This is a genomic window from Variovorax sp. YR266 (assembly GCF_900107295.1).
Classification (GTDB): Bacteria; Pseudomonadota; Gammaproteobacteria; order Burkholderiales; family Burkholderiaceae_C; genus Variovorax.
On sequence record NZ_FNPM01000011.1, the window covers coordinates 30405 to 51942 of the forward strand.

General features: G+C 67.0%; 1 protein-coding gene. It reads left to right on the forward strand.

What is annotated here, in order from left to right; all coding sequences use genetic code 11:
- The first annotated feature begins 8 nt into the window (after window positions 1-8).
- Window positions 9-21494, forward strand: a complete 21486-nt coding sequence (locus tag BLW48_RS25665) for an Ig-like domain-containing protein (RefSeq protein WP_143047782.1) — start codon at window positions 9-11, stop codon at window positions 21492-21494.
- Window positions 21495-21538 lie beyond the last annotated feature (44 nt).

Sequence of the window (21538 nt, forward strand, 5' to 3'; positions counted from 1 at the left end):
ATTAAAAAATGATTTCGTTGAAAGTAATAAGCAAGAGCGGCGGCGGAGCCAATCAGGTCTCGATGAACGAGATTCTTCTGAAAGAGGCATCGGTTGTCCGCATCGGCCTGTCCAAAGAACAGATCAAGGGAATGCGCCGTGTCGGCAACGATCTGGTCATTACCGCCGTTTCCGGCGAGGTCATCACCATTCGCGAGTTCTTCGCGTCGTTCGACGGCAACAAGAACGACCTGGTGCTGAGCGACGACAAGGATGGCCTGTGGCTGGCCGGATTCGGTGAAGGGCAGGGTGACCTGGTGGTCGGCTACACGGGCATCGATTCCATCGAACCCTTGCTGTTGCACCAGGACTTCAACTTCGGCGTGCTGCCCTGGCTGGTCGGAGGCGGGCTGGCCGTCGCGGGCGCTGCCGGTGGTGGCGGCGGAGGCGGTGGTCAGCAACTGCCGGTTCTCCCACTCGCGGCATCGGGCGACACCACGCCCCCGGCCAGGCCCACCGTCAACCCGGCCAATGCCAGTTCGATCACCGGCACCGCAGAGCCGGGTGTGATCGTCAAGGTCACCGACAGTGTGGGCAAGGAGATCGGCAGCGCGACCGTCGCGCCCGACGGCAGCTATGTCGTCCACCCCACCACGCCGCCGCCGCACGGCATGGAGCTTCGTGTCGTCGCCGTGGATCGGGCCGGCAATGTCAGCCCCGACGCCCGGACGACCGTCGACAGCACGCCGCCCCAGATGCCCACAGTCGACCCTACCGACGGCAGTCCGATCACCGGCACTGCGGAGCCCGGCTCGGTGGTCACGGTCATCGACGCAAACGGCACCGTCATCGGCCAGGCGACCGCGGCACAGAACGGCGCCTACAGCATCACGCCGGCCACGCCGCCGATCCACGGCACGGTGATCAACGTCGTGGCCGCGGACGCGGTCGGCAATGTCAGCCAGCCGGCCACGACCACCGTCGACAGCGCGGCTCCGGCAAGGCCCACTGTCAACCCGACCGACGGCAGCCCGGTCACGGGCACGGCCGAAGCCGGCTCCATGGTCACGATCAAGGACAGCGCGGGCAAGGTCATCGGCAGTGCAACCGCTGCGCCCAACGGCACGTATGCCGTCACCCCCACCACGCCGCCGCCCCACGGCACGGTGATCAGCGTCGTCGCAACAGACCCGGCCGGCAACGCGAGCCTGCCCGCCACGGCCGCGGTCGACAGCAAGGCGCCCGATGCGCCGACCGTCAACCCGACCGCCGGCAGCCCGATCACCGGCACGGCCGAAGCCGGCTCCCTGGTCACGATCAGGGATGACTCGGGCAAGCTCGTTGGTAGCGCCACCGTCACTGCCAACGGCACGTACAGCGTCACGCCCGCAACGCCTCCGGCAAACGGCACGCAACTGCATGTTGTCGCCACTGATGCCGCCGGCAACGTCAGTACGGAAGCCAGGACCACGGTCGACAGCGCGCGACCCGCCGCGCCGACCGTCGACCCGACCGATGGCAGCCCCATCACCGGTACGGCCGAGGCCGGCTCGGTCGTCACGATCAAGGACGGCCTGGGCAACCTCATCGGCAGTACGACCGCCGCAGTCAATGGCGCCTACAGTTTCACCCCGGCGAAGCCTCCGGCCGATGGCGCGGTGATCAACGTCGTGGCGACGGACGCGGCCGGCAATGCCAGCCTGCCCACCACGACCAAGGTCGACAGCATGCCGCCCGCTACGCCGACCGTCAGCCCGACGAACGGCAACCCGATCACGGGCACGGCCGAAGCTGGCTCAGTCGTCACGATCAAGGACGGCCTGGGCAACGTCATCGGCAGCACGACTGCCGGGCCCAGCGGCACCTACACCATCACCCCGGCGAAGCCTCCGGTCGACGGCACGGTGATCAACGTCGTGGCAACGGACGCAGCGGGCAACGCCAGCCAGCCCGCCACGGCCACGGTCGACAGCGCGCCGCCCGCTGCACCGAAGGTCGACCCGACGAACGGGAGCCGGATCGCGGGCACTGCCGAAGCCGGCGCTGTCGTCACGATCAAGGACGACTCGGGCAAGGTCATCGGCAGCGCCACCGTCGCTGCCAACGGCACGTACCACGTCACGCCGGCAACCGTCCCGGCGGACGGTACGGTGCTCCACGTTGCCGCCACCGATGCGGCTGGCAACACCAGTCCCGAAACCAGGGCAACAGTAGACAGAACGCCCCCGAGTGCGCCCAAGGTCAACCCGACCGACGGCGACCCGATCACGGGCACGGCCGAAGCCGGCTCGGTCGTCACGATCAGGGACGGCCTGGGCAACATCGTCGGCAGCGCCACCGCCGCGGCCAACGGCACGTACCGCGTCACACCGGCAACCGTCCCGGCGGACGGTACGGTGCTTCACGTTGTCGCTACCGATGCGGCGGGCAACACCAGCCCCGAAGCCACGACCAAGGTCGACAGCGCGGCGGTCGATATGCCGACGATCAACCCGACCAGTGGCCGCCTGATCACTGGCGCGGCTGAAGCCGGCTCCCTGGTCACGATCAAGGACGGCGCAGGCAACCTCATCGGCAGCGCCACCGCCGGGCCCAACGGCACGTACAGCGTCACGCCGGCGACCACTCTGCCGGACGGCACCGTGCTGCACGTCGTTGCCACCGACGCGGCTGGCAACCCCAGCCCCGAGGCCACGGCGACGGTGGACAGCAAGCCTCCGGCCGCGCCCACCATCAACCCGACCAACGGGAGTGCGATCACGGGCACCGCCGAGGCCAACTCCGTGGTCACGATCAAGGACGGCGCAGGCAACGTCGTCGGCACGACTGTTGCGCTCAACGGCAAGTACAGCGTCGCGCCGGCGGCCACCTTGCCGGAGGGCACCGTGCTGCGCGCTGCCGCCGCCGACGCGGCTGGCAACACCGGCCCCGAAGCCACGGCCACGGTCGATAGGACTGCGCCGGTCATCAGCGTCGCGATCGTCAACGACGCCAACAACGACGGCTTCATCAACGCCAGCGAGAAGGGCGCCGACGTGACCGCGAAGGTCACGCTCGTGTCCGGCGCCGCCGTGGGCGACGTCATCAGCCTCACCGACGGCACGGCCACGCCCAGCGTCACGCTGACCGCGGCGGATGTCGCCAACGGTTTCGTCAATGTTTCGTTCGCCAACCCGACCGAAGGCAGGGCGATCCGCGTCAGCGCGATCAGCCGTGACCTTGCCGGCAATGTCTCCACGTCGGCGGTGGCCGACAGTGCTGTGCTCGACACGACCCCTCCGGCCGCGGTCATCGCTGCGGTCACGGACAACGCCGGCCCGGTGCGGGGCCCGCTCGCCAACGGCAGCACCACCGACGACACCATGCCCGCGTTTGACGGGAGCGGCGCAACGCCGGGCGACGTCATCAAGGTCTTCGACAACGGCAGCGTCATCGGCAGCACGACGGTCGATGCCGGCGGCAGCTGGAGCGTCAAGCCCGGCACGCCGCTGGGCGAGGGCGCGCACCGCATCACGCAGACGGCCACCGATGCCGCGGGCAATACCAGCGCCGCCGGTGCGCCGTTGGATTTCAAGGTCGACACCACGAGCGTGCCCGTCAACCTCAAGCTGGCGTCCGGGCGCCAGTCAAAGACGTTCCCCGACGGATTCACCGACGAAACCAGTCCAACGCTCGAGGGCAAGACCACGGCAGGCGCCGTCGTGACTGTCACGGAGGGCGCGAACGTTCTCGGCTCCACCACGGCGGATGCCAGCGGCAACTGGCGCCTCGCGCTGCCGGTGCAGCGCGAGGGAGCGCACCAGTACACGGCCACCGCGGTGAACGCCGCCGGCACCAACAGCAAGGCTACCCTTGCGTTGACCATCGACGCGACCCCGCCGGCCGTGCCGTCCATCGCCGAGGTCATGGACGACGCCGGCTCGGTGATGGGCCCGCTCGCCAACGGCGGCTTCACCGATGACACCACGCCCACGTTCGCCGGAAGCGGTGCGACGCCAGGCGACAAGATCAGGATCTACGACAACGGCATCGCCATCGGCACCACGACGGTCAAGGACGACGGAAGTTGGAGCTTCGCCTTCACCATGGCGAATACGCCGCTGAAGGAGGGCGTGCATCGGTTCACCGCCACGGCCCTCGACCCGGTGGGTAATGAGAGCGTGCATTCGGGCAGTTTCTCGATCACCGTTGACCGAACGCCCCCGGTTGCTCCGCCCGATGCGGCGAGCTATGCCGACGATGCCGGTGCGGTCAAGAACCCGGCAAGCGTTGCCGCGACCACCGACGACACCACGCCCGGCATCAACATCGGCGCCGTTGCGGCCGGCCTGACCCCGTCGCTTTACGTCGACGGCACCAAGGTCGCGGCAGCCTACGACCCGGCCACCGGCACGTTGACGCCGAGCTCCCCGCTCGCCGAGGGCGAACACCAGCTCAGCTACACCCTGACAGATCAGGCCGGCAACGAGAGCCCGCGTTCCGGTGCCTTCAGGGTCGGCGTCGACACCACGCCGCCTCCGGCGCTGGACCCCTCCAGGATCGAAGTGCTGGACAACGTGGGCGCCGTGAAGGGCCCGCTGGCCGCCGGCGCACAGACCGACGACAGCAAGCCGGAGTACACCGGCAAGGCCGACCCGGCGCAGGCGTCGAGCATCAATGTCTACGACAACGGCAAGCTGATCGGCAGCACGGCGGTGAACGCCGACGGCAGCTGGCGCTTCACACCCGATCTGCCACTGGCCGAAGGAGCACACAGCCTCACCGCGCAGGCTGTGGATGCAGCGGGCAACGTCAGCGTCATCACGCCCGCATCGACCTTCACCTTGCTGGGCGATCGGCCCACGCCTCCGGCAATCACCGGCGTGAGCGACGACAGGGGCAGCGTGAGCGGCAACATCGCCAAGGACGCAAGTACCGACGACACCACGCCCACGCTGAGCGGCACCGGCACGGTCGGCACAGTCGTGACCGTATACGCCGACGGCGTGGCCGTGGGCTCGGCGAGCGTGGCCGCCAACGGCACCTGGAGCGTGACCACCAGTCCTTTGAGCGGCGACGGCGTCAAGAACCTGAGCGCCGTCGCGGTCGACGGCGCGGGCCAGGCCAGCCTGGCCACGGGGCTCTACCCGGTCGTGCTCGACACCACGGCACCGGCCACTCCGGCCATCGTTGTGGCTGCGGACGACCAAGGCGCAGTCACCGGCCCGATCACAGCCGGCGGCATCACCGACGACGCCTCGCCAACCTTCGGCGGCAACGGAGTGAAGGCCGGCGACACCGTCAAGGTGTACGACGGCGCCACCCTCATCGGCAGCACCACGGCGGCGACCGATGGCGCATGGAGCGTCACGCCCAGCAAGCCGTTGGGCGAGGGCGCGCACAGCATCACGCACACGGTCACCGATGCCGCTGGCAACACCAGCGTCGCCAGCGCGCCGCTGGACTTCAAAGTCGACACCACGGACGTCGTCGTCAGCATCGCCCGTGCCGCGGACGACCAGGGCAGCGTGCGGGGCAATCTCGCTCCCGGTGCACGCACTGACGACACCACGCCGACGCTCGAGGGCAAGGCCACGGCCGGCGCCATCGTGACCGTCAAGGAAGGCACGACCGTTCTTGGCTCCACCACGACCGATGCCAGCGGCAACTGGCGCCTCGCGCTGCCGGTGCAGGGCGAGGGGGCTCACAACTACACGGCCACCGCGGTGAATGCCGCGGGCAAGAACGGCGAAGCCAGCTTCGCGCTGACCATCGACACCAGTGCGCCGAATGTGCCGGCTGTCGCTGGGGTAGCGGATGACGTCGGCTCGGTGCAGGGGGCGCTCGCCAACGGCGCAGCCAGCGACGACACAACGCCCACCCTCACCGGCAGTGGTGCGACGCCGGGCGACGTCATCAGGATCTACGACAACGGCAGCGCCATCGGCAGCACTGCGGTCGGGGCCAGCGGCAACTGGAGCTTCACGCCGACCACGCCGCTGACCGAGGGGGCGCATCGGCTTACCGCCACATCCATCGACCCGGTGGGCAACGAAAGCAGGCCATCGCGCGACTTCGTGATCAACGTCGACACGACCGCGCCGGCCGCTCCAGCAGCTGCGACCAGCTATGCCGACGACTCCGGTGCAGTCAAGAACCCGGCGAGCGTCGAAAAGACCACGGACGACACCACGCCCGGCATCAACATCGGTACGCTTGCGGCCGGCTTGACGCCATCGCTGTATATCGACGGCACCAAGGTCGCCGCAACCTATGACCCGCTCACCGGCACGCTGACACCGGCCAATCCGCTCGGCGAGGGCACGCACCAGCTCAGCTACACGCTGACCGATCCGGCCGGCAACGAGAGCAGGCAGTCGCCGGCACTCGCCGTTGCTGTCGACACGACCGCGCCAGCCACTCCAGCCGCCGCGACGGGCTACGCCGACGATGCCGGTCCGGTTCGGAATAGCGCAAGCGTCGCCGCGACCACCGACGACACCACGCCAGGCATCAACATCGGCACCGTTGCGGCCGGCTTGACGCCATCGCTCTACGTCGACGGCAGCAAGGTCGCCGCGACTTACGCCCCCCTCACGGGCACCCTGACGCCGACATCCCCGCTCGCCGAGGGCGCGCACCAGATCGGCTACACGTTGACCGATGCGGCCGGCAATGAGAGCAAGCCGTCACCGGCACTTGCCGTCACCGTCGACACGACCGCCCCGGCCGCGCCGGCTGCCGCGACGGGCTATGCAGACAATTTCGGCGCGGTCCAGAGCCCGGCAAGCACAGCCGCGACCACCGACGACACCACGCCCGGCATCAACGTCGGCACGGTTGCACCCGGATCGACACCGTCGCTCTATGTCGATGGCGCCAAGGTCGCCGCGACCTATGACCCAGCCACGGGCACGCTGACGCCGACCGACCCGCTTGGCGAGGGCGTGCATCAGATCAGCTACACGCTGACCGATGCCGCAGGCAACGAGAGCAAGCAGTCACCGGCATTCGCCGTCACCGTGGACACAGCGCCGCCCGCAGCGCTGGATCCGTCCCTGATCCAGGTGCTGGACGACGTAGGCGCCGTAACGGGGCCCATCGCCGCCGGTGCGCAGACCGACGACAGCAAGCCGACTTACGCCGGCAAGGCCGACCCCGCGCAAGTGGCCAGCGTCAATGTCTACGACAACGGCAAGCTGATTGGCAGCACGGCCGTCAATGCCGACGGCAGCTGGCGATTCACGCCCGCGCTGCCCCTGACCACTGGCGCACACAGCCTCACCGCGCAGGCCGTGGACGCGGCAGGCAACGTCAGCGCTGTCACCCCGGCATCGACCTTCACCCTGCTGGGTGATGCGCCCGCGGCACCTGCCATCACCGGTGTGAGCGATGACAAGGGCAGCGTGAGCGGCAGCATTGCCCCGAACGCCAGCACCGACGACAACACGCCCACCATCAGCGGGACCGGCACTGTCGGAACAATCGTGACTGTGTATGCCGACGGCGTGGCCGTGGGCTCGACCAGCGTGGCCGCCAACGGCACCTGGAGCGTGACCACCAGCCCTCTGAGCGGCGACGGCGTCAAGCACCTCAAAGCCATCGCGGTGGATGGTGCGGGCCAGGCAAGCCCGGCCACGGGCGACTACCCGATCGTGCTCGACACCACGGCGCCACTCACACCGGCTGTGGTCGTGGTCACGGACGACCAGGGCGCTGTCATCGGCGCGATCACGACCGGCGGCACCACCGACGATGCCTCGCCCGCCTTCAGTGGCAGCGGCGCCAATGTCGGCGACATCGTCAAGGTGTACGACGGCGCCACCCTCATCGGCAGCACCACGGTCAAGGCCGGCGGCAGTTGGAGCCTCACGCCCGAGAAGCCACTGGGCCAGGGCGCGCACAGCATCACGCACACGCTCACCGACGCCGCGGGCAACACCAGCGCCGCCAGTGCACCTCTGGCCTTCACGGTCGACACTTCGGGTGTCGTCGTCAGCGTCGGCCACGCGGTGGACGACCACGGCAGCATTCGGGGCAACCTCGCCCCTGGTGCGCTCACTGACGACACCACGCCCACGCTCGTGGGCACGGCCACTGCAGGAGCCATCGTGACCGTCAAGGAAGGCACGACCGTTCTGGGCTCCACTACGGCGGATGCCGGTGGCAACTGGCGCCTCACGCTGCCAGAGCAGGGCGAGGGCGCGCACAACTACACGGCCACCGCGGTGAACGCCGCCGGCACGAAGGGCGAGGCCACCCTCTCGCTGACCATCGACACGACGGCGCCGAGCGTGCCGGCCATCGGCAAGGCCGGAGACGACGTCGGCTCGGTGCAAGGCCCGCTTGCGAGCGGAAGTGCTACCGACGACACCACGCCCACGCTTGCCGGCATCGGCGCGACGCCGGGCGACGTCATCAAGGTCTACGACAACGGCAGCCCCATCGGCAGCACGGCGGTCAAGGCCGACGGCAGCTGGAGCTTCACGCCGACCACGCCGCTGGCCGAGGGCGCGCACAGGCTCACCACCACGGCCGTCGACCCGGTGGGCAACGAGAGCAAGCCCTCGGGCGACTACGTGGTCAACGTGGACACCACCGCCCCGGCCACCCCGGCCGCAGCAACAGGCTATGCCGACAATATCGGCGCGGTCCAGAACCCGGCAAGCACCGCTTCGACCACCGATGACGCCACGCCCGGCATCAACATCGGCACGGTGCCGGCCGGCTTGACGCCGTCTCTGTATGTCGACGGCACCAAGGTCGCCGCAACCTATGACCCGGTCGCCGGCACACTGACGCCGAACACGCCGCTGACCGAGGGCGCGCACCAGATCGGCTACACGCTGACCGATGCCGCGGGCAACGAGAGCAAGCAGGCCCCGGCGCTCGCCGTCGCCGTCAATACCAGCGCTCCGGCCACGCCAGCCACTGCGGCAGGCTATGCCGACAACGTCGGTGCGATCCAGAACCCGGCAAGCACCGCTTCGACCACTGATGACACCACGCCGGGCATCAACATCGGCACGGTTGCGGCTGGCTTGACGCCGTCGCTGTATGTCGACGGCACCAAGGTTGCAGCGACCTATGACCCAGCTGCCGGCACGCTGACGCCAACCAACCCCCTGGGCGAGGGCGCACATCAGATCGGCTACACGCTGACCGATGCGGCCGGCAACGAGAGCAAGCCGTCACCGGCACTCGCCATCACCGTCGACACGACCGCTCCGGCTGCTCCGGCCGCCGCGACGAGCTATGCCGACGATGCCGGCGCGATCAGGAATCCGGCGAGCGTCGCCGCGACCTCCGACGACACCACGCCCGGCATCAACATCGGCACGGTTGCGGCTGGCTCGACACCATCGCTGTATGTCGATGGCACCAAGGTTGCCGCGACTTACGACCCGGCCACCGGCACGCTGACGCCGACCAACCCGCTCGGCGAGGGCACGCATCAGCTCAGCTACACGCTGACCGATCCGGCCGGCAACGAGAGCCCGCGTTCGGGTGCCTTCACGCTCAACGTGGACACCACGGCGCCCGCGGCGCTGGACCCGTCCCTGATCCAGGTGCTGGACGACGTGGGTGCCGTGACAGGCCCCATCGCCACTGGCGCGCAGACCGACGACAGCAAGCCGGTGTACACCGGAAAGGCAGACGCCGCGCAGGTGTCGAGCATCAACGTCTACGACAACGGCAAGCTGATCGGCAGCACGGCAGTGAATGCCGACGGCAGCTGGCGCTTCGAGCCCGCGCTGCCCCTGGCCACGGGCCCGCACAGCCTCACCGCGCAGGCGGTGGATGCGGCGGGCAACGTCAGCTCCGTGACGCTCGCCTCGACCTTCACCCTGCTGGGCGATGCGCCCGCAGCACCGGCCATCACCGGTGTGAACGATGACAAGGGTGGCGTGAGCGGCAGCGTTGCCCCTAACGCCAGCACCGACGACAACACCCTCACGCTGAACGGCACCGGCACGGCCGGCACGATCGTGATCGTGCGCGCCGACGGCGTGCCCGTCGGATCGGCCAGCGTAGCCGCCAACGGCACGTGGAGCGTGACCACCAGCCCATTGAGCGGCGACGGTGTCAAGAACCTGAGCGCCGTTGCAGTCGATGGCGCGGGCCAGACCAGCCCAGCCACGGGCGCCTACCCGATCCTGCTCGACACCACGGCACCGGCGACTCCGGGCGTGGTCGGGGCCACGGACGACCAGGGCGCAGTCACCGGTCCGATCGTGGCCGGCGGCACCACCGACGACGCCTCCCCAACCTTCGGCGGCAGCGGCGCCCAGGCCGGCGACACCGCCAGGGTGTACGACGGTGCCACTCTCCTCGGCAGTGCCACTGTCAAGGCCGATGGCAGCTGGAGCTCCACGCCCAGCACGCCACTGGGCCAGGGCGCGCACAGCATCACGCACACGCTCACCGACGCCGCGGGCAACACCAGCGTCGCCAGCGCTCCGCTGGACTTCAAGGTCGACACCACGGATGTCGTCGTCAGCATCGCCCAGGCGCTGGACGACAAGGGCAGCAAGCAAGGCAATCTCGCCGCCGGCGCGTCAACCGACGACACCACGCCCACGCTCGCGGGCTCGGCCACGGCGGGTGCCGTCGTGACCGTCAAGGAAGGTGCGGCCGTTCTCGGCTCCACCGCGGCGGATGCCAACGGCAACTGGAGCCTCACGCTGCCAGTGCAGGGCGAGGGGGCTCACAACTACACGGCCACCGCGGTGAACGCCGCAGGCAAGAACGGCGCAGCCAGCCTCGCGCTGACCATCGACACGAGCGCGCCGAACGTGCCGGCCATCGGCGGAGCTTCGGACGACGTCGGCTCGGTGCAGGGCCCGCTCGCAAGCGGCGGCGCCAGCGACGACACCACGCCCACGCTCACCGGCAGCGGTGCGACACCGGGCGACGTTATTCAGGTCTACGACAACGGCGGCGCCATCGGCAGCACGACGGTGAAGGCCGACGGCAGCTGGAGCTTCACGCCGACCACACCGCTGGCGGAGGGGGCGCACAGGCTCACCGCTACGGCCATCGACCCGGTGGGCAACGAGAGCAAGCCCTCGGGCGACTTCGTGATCAACGTGGACACCACGGCGCCCGCGATCAAGGCCACGCTCGGCGCGATCAGCACTGACACCGGCACGAGCAGCAGCGACTTCGTCACCAGCGACCGCACTCTCGTGGCAACGGTCACGATCGACGCGGCAATGGAGGCGGGTGCCACGGTGCAGGTCTCGCTGGACAACGGCAAGACCTGGAACAACGCCACGCTGGTCAGCGGCAGCACCTACCAGTACGACAACACGGGCGTCTCGCTGCCCGATGGCAGCCATACCTTCCTGGCACGCGTGGTGGACGCGGCAGGCAACGCGACGCAGGCGACCTCTCAAGTCGTGGTCATCGACAGCAGCGCACCGACCACGGACAACGCCGTGGCCATCACCGCCTACACCGACGACGTTGCGCCCAACACCGGCGAATACGGCAGCGGCACCAGCACGAACGACACCACGCCGGTGCTCAAGGGCACGGTCTCGGGCCTGAAGACCGGCGACGTCGTGCAGATCTACGAAGGCACCGCGTTGCTGGGCACGGCCACCGTGACAAACACCACGTGGACCTTCGCCACGCCGGCACTGGCCAATGGCAGCACCCACAACTACACGGCGGTGATCGCTGATGCGGCAGGCAACAAGGGCACGGCCTCGGCCGACTTCACACTGACCGTGCACACCGGCTTGCCGCTCCAATCGGTAGCGATCACGGGCTACACGGACAACGAAGACCCGCAGCAGGGCACCTTCGCATCTGGCAGCACGACCAACGACACGTCGCCGCAGCTCGGCGGCACGCTCGCCGGCACGCTCGTTGCGGGCGAAGTGGTGGCGGTCTATCGCGACGGCATCCGTCTGGGCGCCGCCACCATGACAAGCGCCACGACCTGGACCTTCCAGGACGCGGGCCTCGTCGACGGCACCAGCTACAGCTACACCGCCCGCGTCGAGGACGGGGCGGGCAACCGGGGTGGTGCTTCGGCCGCCTTCAGGCTCACAGTCGACCAGAGCGCGCCCACGGCGGCGCCTTCCATCGACGGCGCCATGGACGACGTGGCACCGGTCACCGGTCCGATCACATCGGGCAGTACGACCAACGACACCCGCCCCGAGTTGAAGGGAGCCGGTGCAGAACCGAACGGCACGGTCAGGGTCTACGACAACGGCACGCTGATCGGCACCGCAATGGCGGACGGCTCGGGCAAGTGGAGCTTCACGCCCGAGGCCGGCAAGGAACTGGCCAACGGCGCGCACAGCCTGACGACGAGCAACGTCGACGCGGCTGGCAACGAGGGGCCGAAGTCGACACCGCTGACCTTCACGGTCGACACCATTGCGCCAACGCAATCGACGGTTGTGACTGCGGTCAACGACGACCTCGATCCACAGCGGGGCATGGTGGCCAACAACGGCCACACCAACGACCTGACGCCGCAGGTGGCGGGCACGATCTCGGTCGCGCTGAATACCGGCGAGACGGTGGTGGTGCTGCGCGATGGCGCAGTGGTCGGCACCGCGACGATGACCGATGCGACCAACTGGACCTTCAATGATGCAGGCCTGAGCAATGGCCAGACCTACAGCTACACCGCCCGCGTCGAGGACGCGGGCGGCAACCGCGGCGCCATCTCGGGCAGCTATGCCATCAACATCGACACCTCGGTGCCGAAGCAGGTGGTAACGATCTCGACCGTGTTCGACAACGTCGATCCGGGCCAGGGCAACATCGCCAACGGCGGCACCACCAACGACTCGCAGCCCGAGTTGCGAGGCACGCTGTCGATTGGCCTCGGCGGCACCGAAGTGGTCGTGGTCTATCGCGACGGCGCCAGGATCGGCAACGCATCGGTCTCCGGCACCAGCTGGTCCTTCATCGACGCAACCGGCCTCGTCAACGCGTCGAGCTATAGCTACACCGCCCGGGTCGAGAACGCAGCCGGCAATGCCGGTGCGGCCTCTTCGCCCTATGCCATCACGCTGCAGACCACCGGCTCGGCCACCACCGCCACGATCACGGCAGTGATCGACGATGTCGATCCGCAGCAAGGCACCGTGGCCAACAACGGCGACACCAACGACACGGCGCCGCAGATCACGGGCTCGATCACCGCAGCGCTGCAGGCCGGCGAGAAGGTCGTCGTGCTGCGTGACGGCAAGGAGGTCGGCACCGCGACCATGACGGATGCAACGCACTGGACCTATGCCGACAGCGGCCTCGCCAGCGGCGGCACCTACGTCTACACCGCCCGCATCCAGGATGCGGCCGCCAATCCGGGTGCCGACTCCAACGCCTACACCATCCGCATCGACACCACGGCGCCGACGCAAAGGGTGGTTCTCACCCGCGCCATCGACAACGTCGACCCGGTTTCGGGCGACATCGCGGCCAACGGCAGCACCAACGACGACACGCCGACGCTGGAGGGCACGCTCTCGGCGGCGCTGAATGGCACCGAGCAGCTGCATGTGTTCCGCAACGGCGCGCACGTCGGCACCGCGAAGGTGACCGGCACGGCCTGGACCTTCGAGGACGCAAGCCTCTCGAGCGGCACGACCTACACCTACGAGGCCAGAGTAATGGACGCTGCCGGCAACGCCGGTGCCGCCTCGAACAGCCTGAGCTTCACCGTCAACACCTCGGGTGTCACCCAGACGGTGCAGATCCTGCAGGTGCAGGACGACACAGATCCGGTGCAGGGCAATGTGGCCAACGGTGGCGCGACCAACGACACCACGCCAACGTTCAGCGGCTCGATCTCGACCGCCCTGAACGCAGGCGACGTGGTCCAGGTGCTGCGCGATGGCACGGTGGTCGGCACAGCCACTGTGACGAACACCAGCTGGAGCTTCAGCGATGCGGGCCTTGCCGACGGCACGACCTATAGCTACACCGCCCGCGTCGTGAACTCGGGCGGCAACCAGGGCGCTCCGAGTGCGGCTTACGCGATCACGCTCGACCGGACGGCACCGACCCAGACGGTGGCGATCACGAGCTACACCGACGACCAGGACCCGCAGCAAGGCACCTTCACGTCAGGCAGCACGACCAACGATGCAACGCCGCAGCTCAACGGTACGTTTGCCGGCACGCTCGGCGCGGGCGAGGTGGTGGTCTATCGCGACGGCGTTCGCCTTGGCGCTGCCACCGTGACCGGCGCCGCGACCTGGACCTTCCAGGACGCCGGTCTCGCCAACGGCACCAGCTATAGCTACACCGCCCGCGTCGAGGACGCGGCGGGCAACCGAGGCGCCACCTCGGCTGCTTTCACCCTCACCGTCGACCAGAGCATGCCTACGGCAGCGCCTTCCATCGACAGCGTCATGGACAACACGGCACCGGTCATCGGCCCGATCACTTCGGGCAGCACGACCAATGAAACCCGTCCGGCACTGCAGGGGTCGGGGGCAGAGCCCAACGGCACCGTCAGGGTCTACGACAACGGCGCGCTGATCGGCTCTGCAACTGCCGACGGCGCGGGCAAGTGGAGCTTCACGCCCGAGGCCGGCAAGGAACTGGCCAACGGCGCGCACAGCCTGACGACGAGCAACGTCGACGCGGCTGGCAACGAAGGTCCGAAGTCGACACCGCTGACTTTCGCAGTCGACACGATTGCACCGTCTGCGGCACCTTCCATCGACAGCGTCATGGACAACACCGCACCGGTCACCGGCCCGATCACCTCGGGCAGCACGACCAACGAAACCCGCCCTGTGTTGCAGGGCGCGGGAGCAGAGCCGAACGGCACCGTCAGGATCTACGACAACGGTACGTTGATCGGCACTGCAACGGCGGACGGCGCAGGCAAGTGGAGCTTCACGCCCGCAGTGGGGTCTGAACTGGCCAACGGCATGCACAGCCTGACGACGAGCAACGTCGATGCGGCTGGCAACGAAGGGCCCAGGTCGGCACCGCTGGCCTTCACGGTCGACACGGTCGCGCCCTCCACGGCGCCTTCCGTAGACAGCGTCATGGACAACATCGATCCGGTCAGCGGTCCGATCACCTCGGGTAGCACGACCAACGAAACCCACCCTGTACTCAAGGGAGCGGGAGCAGAGCCCAACGGCATCGTCAGGGTCTACGACAACGGCACGCTGATCGGCTCCGCAACGGCGGACGGCAGGGGCAATTGGAGCTTTACGCCCGAGCCTGGCAAGGAGCTGGCCAACGGCGCACACAGCCTGACGACGAGCAACGTCGATGCGGCCGGCAACGAGGGTCCGAAGTCGACACCGCTGACCTTCACCGTCGACACCGTGGCGCCGCCCGTTGCAACACTGAGCCTGGGCAACTACTCGGACAGCTTCCCCGCGGCGGGCACATTGGCAGCCAATCAATCGTCTGACCACAACAGCAACGACAACACTTTCGATCTCGTGTTGACCGGTGCCGACGCCTCGACCGCAAGCTATGAGGTATCCACCGACGGCGGTCTGGTCTGGAAGGCAACGACCGCCGCGCAGAACAACCTGTCCGACGGCAAATATCTCTTCCGCGCGACCCTCACGGATGCGGCGGGCAACAGCACGGCGGCGGCCAACAACATCGCGGTAACGGTGGACCGGACCAGCCCTGGGCTCGACCTGCAACGCGTCGGCAGCACCCTGGTTGCAGGCACAACTGAAGCCTATGCACTTGTCGCGATCGACGTGGGCAACAACGGGTCTGTCGAGGCGAGCGTCACGGCGGATACCAACGGCAACTGGACCTGGACTTCGTCGACGCCCATCGCGGCCAACACGGTCGTCTCAGCCGTTGCCTACGACCTTGCCGGCAATGCTTCGAGCAAGGGAACGCAGGCTGCCGACACAACGCCGCCTGCGGTCACCATCCAGAAATCCGATGGCAACAGCTTCTCGGGAACGACCTCGGACGCCGACATGCCGGTGGTTTCCCCCACCGCAACGAGGCCGATCACCGTGAGACTCAGCGTCGACAGCAACGCCGATGGCGTGGTCGACTACGTGCTTCCATTCACGGCCACGGTCACCGCTGACGGCACATGGAGCATCGACGCGAAAAGCGCGCCGGTGAATGTCGGCGCGATCGTTACGGCTGTGGCGCAAGACTACAACGGCAACCTTTCGGCACCGGCAACGGTGACCGTGGGTGGCGGCACAAGCAAGATTTCCGGTAGCGCCAGCCATGACAACTTCGGCTACGACGTGCAGGCAATCGGCGATTTCAACGGAGATGGCTACAACGACTTCGCGGTCGTGGCACCTCATGGATCGTCCGCCCAACGCAGCGCGAACAAATGGAGCGTCAACATTCTCTATGGCAGCAAGCAAGGGCTGCCAGACCTGAGCGATATTGCACACCTGCCTGGAACCGACGGGCTGAAGATATATACGTCGGGGGATATTTCCGACTCCAACATCCTGACTGCCGTGCAGGGCTATGGCGACGTCAATGGCGACGGTTATTCGGACGTGATCGTCTACGACGACAACCTGAACAGCGACTGGGTCATCTTCGGGAGGTCTTCCGCGAGCGCCACTTCCACACCGGTGAACGTGGATGTCCGCACCATCATCTCGTCTGGCGGCGACAGCGACGGTGTTGCCATCGTGCAGCGCGAGGGGGGATCGACCTGGTTCGGTGCGGGCGGCGCGCTCGTGGACGTGAACGGCGACGGGTATGCCGACATCGTCATGCAGGACTGGCAGCGGGGAACTGGCTCCTCGGGCACGGCCATCATCTATGGGCATGCCGGGGCAGCGGGCACTGCAGCGTGGGCCAACTACTACGTCGGCTTTACCGGCTCAAGCCCGTCGAGCTATGTCTCGGACAGTCGCGGCTCGTCCACGGAAAGCTCGCGACCCCACACTGTCATCTACAACGACAACACGAACGGTTATCCCGTTAACGTGGTGAACATCGGGGACATCAATGGGGATGGGTACTCGGACTTTGCTTACAGCCTGTACAACGCCAGGAACCCCGTGGCCAACCTGGGCGATGCCGGGGCCATTCAGGTGATCTATGGCACGGCGAAAGGCTTCCCGCAGGACTACAGCCTGCAGACCGACTACACGAACATCGCCAATGGCTTCCGCGTCTATGGCGAGCAGGCAAGCCAGTTCCTCGGCACCTACATCGATCCGGAGCCGTACGGGTATCTGTCGAACACCGGCATGCCCACTTCCTCTGGCGACGTCAATGGAGACGGCATTGCGGACCTGATCATCGGTTCGCCGCAATTCGGACCGGATGCGGGAGAGCAAAGTGGGCCAGGTCGCGTCTACGTGGTCTACGGCAAGGCCGGTGGCGTGAAGTCCAACATCAACCTCGCCAACCTCTCGTCTGCCGATGGCTTCGTCATCACGGCATCGGACAGCACGCCGGATGCGATGTTCGGCAACGGGACTTCGGTGGGCGACTTCAACGGCGACGGTATCGACGACATCGCCATTGGCGCACCATTGGCCGACATTGGAGGCATCAACAACGGCGCGGTCTATATCGTGTATGGCCAGCAAGGCGGCTACTCGGGGACGATGAGCGTCGCAGCAACCTATTCGGGTGCCAAGCTGGCGAACAGCGCGAGCTTCACCTATAGACAGAAGGGCGATGCAAACTCCGGATCGATGCTCGGTGTGAACGTGGCGTTGTCCGATCTGAACGGTGATGGCCAGGCCGACCTGGCCCTCGGTTCCGCATACCAGGGCATGCCTTGGACGCCTGCGGCGGGCTACCTGGAAGTGGTCTATGCCGACGCATTCAACTTCACCAACTTGATGACTGTTGGCGACGACGTCATCAAGGCGACGGCTGGCAGAGACAGGCTCTCCGGCGGCGCCGGCAACGACGTCATCACCGGTGTGCAGGCAGGAGACAGCGCGTATGGCGGCGCGGGGAACGACAGCATCCACATCAACGAAATCAATGGCGTGGTCCGGGTGGACGGCGGCCTGTGGATCGACACCCTGGCCATCGACAGCTCGAACGTCACGCTCGACCTGTCGCAACTGGGCCTGAAGGTGAAGGGCTTCGAGAACTTCGATCTGGGACGGGGCGCGGGCAACACGGGCAACGTTTTGAAGTTGCGGATCGCCGATGTCCTGAGCCAGCAGAGCAGCACCGGTACCGGCAATGGCGCGGGCCAAGGCCACTTGCGTGTGACCGGGGATGCCAGCGACACGGTGGAGTTGCTCCGCGGGACCGACAGCTGGAGCAACACGGGAACTACGAACGTTGGTGGGGTGAGCTACAGCATCTATCACAACAGCACGCTGCCAGCCGAAAACACGCTTGGAGACATCTGGATCCAGCAGGGAGTGACGGTCGTCGTGAACTCGGGCGGCAATCAACAGGCGCCAACCCAGACGGTAGCGATCACGAGCTACACCGACGACCAGGGCTCGTCCAAGGGGAGTTTCGGCAGCGGCACCACGACTGACGACGCCAATCCGGTGCTCAACGGCACGCTTGCAGGCTCGCTCGGCGCGAGCGAGGTTGTGGCTGTCTATCGCGACGGCACCCGTCTGGGTAACGCCACCATGACCGGCGGCGCGACATGGACCTTCGAGGACGCGGGTCTGGCCGATGGCAAGACCTACAGCTACACCGCCCGCGTCGAGGACGCGGTGAGCAACCGGGGGGGCGCTTGGGCTACGTTCACGATCACCGTCGACTATGCCGTGACGGTCAACAGCCAGGTGACCGTGGACACGACGCCACTCGTCACCGGTACGATGCCCTTCAAGCTGACCAACGGCGAGTTCATCGAGGTCACCATTGACGGCAAGACCTACAGCTCGGCCAATGGCGCAGTGGTCGTCGATTCGCAGCACAACACCTGGTATGTGCAGGTGCCGTCGGCGATCGCGCTTGGAACCTACGACGTCAAGGCCGTTGTCAAGAGCGCTTCCGGTGTGCTGATCGCTTCCGACGATACCAAGGGCGAGTTGATCGTCTCTGCCGCGCCTACGGTGACGGTCGGCTCCGCGGCCAGTGACCCGAACCAGAAGGCAACCGCCTACACGCTCGGCGAGAACGGCATGTGGCGCATCCACACCAACCAGACGATGCTGGATGCCAGCGGGACCGACAGCGCTTCGCTTGGCAACTTCAATCAAACCCATCTGTGGAGCAACACCAACGAAGCGGGGAGCTTGGGGTACGACTCGGGATATGTCGGACGCAACTACGTTCAGAACGCCACGTTCATGGACTTCAACCGCGACGGGCACATGGACCTGTTTGCTGAAGACAGCACCTATGACGATGGTCAGCAGGCTTTCATCTTCAATGGCAGCGGCTACACCGCGGTGCAGGTCGGTGGGCCGTCCGCCGTAGGCGGCGACAAGCTCACCCTGGGCAGCGCAAACACGTTCAGCTGGTACGGCGGCGTGATGGCCTTCGACAAGACGGGCGATGGTTTTATCGACCTGGCCTATGGCGACCAGACGCCCAACGACTCCACGAGCGGAGGAGGGTACGACTCCCAGGTCGTGCTGAATGTCGACGGCAGCATCCTCGGCATGACCAAGGACAGCGGTTACACCGATGACCAGGCAGCCACTCCCGGCCCTGCGAATTCGAGCAACTACCAGAACGCCACTTTCGACATGGAGTTGTCGGGCGTCGATCTGAACAACGACGGCAAGGTCGATATCGTCTATCACGCGACGGCGGGCCTCACGAAAATCGGCGGGCCTTCCGCTGATCCGGCCCTGGCATCCACGGCGAAGAGCTCCGATCCGTATCGCCTGGTCGTCGCGACCAACAAGGGCGACGGCACCTGGGAAAACACGCAGATCATCGAGCAGACGTTCCAGCGCGCCGACGACGACCCGAGCTACGGCAACGGCATCTCCATGACCTGGGCCGACTTCAACGGCGACGGCTACATGGACTTGTTCATGGGTCGTGGCTACAGCCCGGCGGTCGGTTCTCAGTATCAGAGCCGCCTCCTGTTCAACGACGGCACCGGCAAGCTGGCGATGGACGACTGGAATGGCGACAAGATCGGCAATACGCCGACGAACATGTTTACCTTCGCCGACTGGGGCGGGAGCGGCACCCCTCCCTGGCAGCAGGGCGGCCCCTCGCTCGCAGTCGACTGGAACGGCGACGGCAAGATGGACGCCATCGAACTGCCGGGCTTCGGTGCCACCGGCGGCTTGACGGCCATCGGCAACACCGGCCAGATCAATCTCTATACGAACAACAGTTCGGCTGGAAAGATCGAGTTCGGCAGGGTCAATCTGCTTGGCGGGTCGAGCACGATCGGCAACTGGACCGGCGACCCGTTGACAAACAACGCCGTGACCGGTGCCATCGCAGCCGATATCGACTGGGATGGCGACAGGGATCTGCTGGCGTTCACCCAGAAGGGCAACACGAAGTTCATCGCCAACACCAGCACGGTGGCCGACGGCACGTCGCTGCACTTCCGCATCTTCGATGCGCAGGGCATCAACGCGCTGTATGGCAACACCGTCCAGCTGTTCGACTCGTCGGGCAAGCGGGTGGCCACGCAGATGATCAATCCGCAGTCCGGCAACCAGACCAACGACAGCTCGGCGATCGTCGATTTCTACGGGCTCGACCCGAAGGAAACCTACACGCTGGCACTCCTGCGCATCGCCAATGGCAAGGCGGCAGACGTCGGCGGGCTGGGCAACCTGGGCGGCAACACGATCGAAAACGTGAATGCCGCCTGGACCGGACTGAAGGCCGGCGAGGCGAACCACGCCTTTGTGCTGACGACTGAATCCGGGAGCAACGTTGCCGATGCCAACATCGGCAACGGCATCGTCGGCACCGGGTACAACGACACCTTCTTCGCCACCCGCGGCAACGACAAGTTCGAAGGCGGTGGCGGCGCGGTAACGGTGTCCGGCGTAAGGGCCTGGAGCAACACCGGCGGTATCGACATCGTCGACTACAAGCTCGCCGACAGTGCACCGCTCACGATCGACCTGGGCAACACCGGCGCGCAGAACACCGGCTTCGGCACGGCGACCTTCAAGAACATCGAAGGCCTGGCGGGCGGCAGCGGCGCGGACACCTTCACCGACAACGCGGGAGACAACGTGTTCGAGGGGCGTGCCGGCAACGACACCTTCAAGCTCACGGGCGGGGGCAAGGACACGCTGCTGTACAAGCTGCTCGCAACCACCGATGCCACGGGCGGCAACGGTGCGGACGCGGTCAGTTCGTTCGAGGTCGGGACTTTCGAAGCCACGGCCAATGCAGACCGCATCGAGCTGAAGGATCTGCTGGTGGGCTACACCGCCGACGCGGATGGCGCGGCGCGCTACATCAATGGCGTGGCCACCATCGATTCGGGGGATGCCATCGGCAACTACCTGAGCGTGACGGTCAGCGGTGGCAATACGACGTTGAACATCGACCGTGACGGATCGGGGAGTGCCTATTCGGCAACGGCGCTGATCACCCTCAACGGCGTGACCACCGACCTCGCCACGCTGCTGGCCAACCACCAGCTCGTCCTGGCCTGACGCTCATCACTGGATGAAAGAAAAGGGGCGCACCCGGTGTGCCC